Origin of the sequence: Bradyrhizobium jicamae, from assembly GCF_018130215.1 — a bacterium.
GTDB classification, from domain to species: Bacteria; Pseudomonadota; Alphaproteobacteria; order Rhizobiales; family Xanthobacteraceae; genus Bradyrhizobium; species Bradyrhizobium jicamae_A.
Map to the genome: position 1 here is coordinate 1 of NZ_JAFCKQ010000111.1, position 2,543 is coordinate 2,543.

The 2,543-nt window shown below is 55.5% G+C and carries 1 protein-coding gene and 1 pseudogene; one reads left to right on the forward strand and one right to left on the reverse strand.

The genetic code is table 11. The features are described from left to right. Positions 1 to 214: 214 nt before the first annotated feature. A complete protein-coding gene (locus tag JQ586_RS40110; protein WP_212400137.1) occupies positions 215 to 1,183 on the reverse strand; it encodes a hypothetical protein in 969 nt (322 codons plus the stop codon). Between the two features lie 1,067 nt (positions 1,184 to 2,250). Between JQ586_RS40110 and JQ586_RS40115 the strand changes: the two are divergent. Further along, positions 2,251 to 2,543: pseudogene (locus JQ586_RS40115) on the forward strand (glycerol-3-phosphate acyltransferase); the annotation flags it as partial.

Consider the following 2,543-nt stretch of genomic DNA (forward strand, 5'->3'; position numbering starts at 1 on the left):
TAGGCAATTGGAAATTGGTCCGGCACAACGATTTTGTCGCCTGATGGGTTATTTGCGCCGGGTGGGACATAGACAGTCCTGGTTCTCGTCATCAATTCACCGGCTGGTTGGCACGTCTCCATTGAAGGATGCCGTGCCTGCACGGCGTCGGGCGATGGTCCGAGGCCGGCCCGCCGTCCGTCTGATATGCTCCTTTATTCCGGGGTCGGTAGAATTAATCCCCCGCCAAAGTCCCCCATATTTTTTGGGACTGAGCGAGGTAGGAGAAAGGATTCCAAAAGCCTTCGACTTCTCCCAGGACGCGCACTAGATCCGGTGCAGTCCCAGATGCCGCCCAATAGTTAGGTGACTGCTGTTCCCAGTGCAGCTTCGGATTTCTAAAATGCTCGACTGGAAGATACTCAAACGGTCCGTGATCCTTCCTTAGGCCTCGCCCAAGCATGCAAGAGTATACGTTCGTGGCGTTGACGGTCAGAAAGTCCGAACTGTCGAAGGTAAAGCCATATCTGTTCTCGTACACCCTTGCGTTATTTTCGATCACGTGGATTAGCTCGTGCAGCAGCACTTCGTCGACTCTCGCGCCTGGCCTGAAATCAGTGACCCATTGCCCAGGATTAATGAGAACGCTTGAATAAGCTTGCTGATACGGCCGCAGAAATGGGTGGATGACGATGTCTTTCCTAATATTCCTAAGGACACAGCTACCGATCACGTTTCTATTTAATGTGCCGAGCGTTTCCTCAATTTTATTCATCCATTCGTCTTCTGACATGGATGGATTACCCTGCGGAGCCCCAAAGGGATAAAACTTGATGTGTGAGTTGTAGCTAGATTGATTTAGGATGCCAGCAGCAGCTTTAGCGGCCCATTTATCACCTAAATTGGAATCGACTTCGACATATTCTGAATAGCGTACCCATGAACCACTATCCCCCACCACGAATATCGCAAGCTTCATGCCCTTCCTTGCGCCCTTTATGTAAAAGTACGTCAGGTCTGGAAACGTCGAAGTATACCAGTCCGAGACCACTTCGTCTGCGAAATCGGTTCCGACCCGCCAGTTCTTTCCTGGAGCGCATCCCCAAGCTAACAGTTTTCCAACACCGTCAGCACCTATGGAGAAACTCGTTATCTGAGGTTTTTGGTAGTCCACCGGCGGCGGGTTCGGAACAAGGTGTGCCATGGATCTTTACCTCTCATCGCTGCCGAAAGCCTCACCGTGAGCACCGGTGCTGCGGGCGAAGGGCTACACTTCGCTGCTGTCGCGCCGCAGCGTCTTTCAGACCAGCGCTTGTCCGTTGGGTGGTCCCCTTTGGTTAGTGCAAAAACCTTCATTCAAGGTTCAAACAGGACGGTATTGGGCTTGTCGCGCAAGCGATGCCCGTCGGGAAGAAGTAATGCGTGGCGGAATTCTGCGATGTGTGGCGGCTGGCGGGTCGATGGGTGATCGAGGGCCCGGTCGAAGTCGATCGCTGAAATAAAGCCAACTGCGGTCGCCCATATGACATAGGGTCATCGTTCGACAACCGAAGGACAACTTGCCGCGCAGGCGCAACACCTCGACGGCGTCAGACAGCAGCGCAACGTCGCGATTGGCGGTGACTGGCGTTCAGCGGCGTGGAAGCGGCGTTCAAAAATAATTTGTCGCACGTACAAAACCGTCCGAACCACGAACACCATGCTCGCGTCCAAGATTGGTCCTCGTTCCAAATTTGGGACGAGGTGCCCGGACAGAAGGTGCGGCAAATGTCACGGACCATCAAGAAAATCTTAGCGATCTCAACGGCGGCGGCGATAGCGTTGCGACAAATGTCCCCCCGATCGGCAACATGCGATTTCTCTAATGGTACCGCCGCTGCCGCGGTGCTTGGCAAGCGCCAGATAGGCGGCGGGGCAAAGGTAGCGTTGCTACCTTTAATGACGATGATCGTGGCGCCACATGCCAGCTGCGCCGCCTCAAGCGCGACCGTCCCGATCTCGCAGAACGCGTCATCAAGCGCCGCGACAGTTGTCGGATCGATCCGATATGGGCAACGACGATGACGGCCATCGCCGAGATCACTAAGCAGGCATATCCTGCGATGGTGACCTAATCGAACCGAGCTGACATTGCTGGGCTCTCCAGTCCGGCAACGATGATGTAGGCTGGTTCTGCCCAGTTCTGGCCACATTGACGCAGATCAAGGCTGCAGACGTTAGGGCATACGGTGCGGTTGATGGCTCCGGCCTATGGGAGGCCCTACGTCTGGTTTGCAAATCTGGGTGCCATGGGCCGTATGCCTGGCCGGGATTGCCGTGCTGTTGGGGCATGGCCGCTTGAGTTGAACTTTACCGGCGGCAAGTCAGTGGCGACCGGACTCGGTGTGTTGCTGGCGATGTCGTGGCCGGTGGGATTGGGTGCCGCGACGGACTTCGGCATCGCGCTGGCTTTGGGTCGGATTGTCTCCCTCAGCTCGATGCTTGCGGCGTTGGCAGCAATCGTTCTCGTCTGTGGGTTCGATCAGCTGTTACCGTATCGATTGCTGGTGATCGGGAGGCGGCAT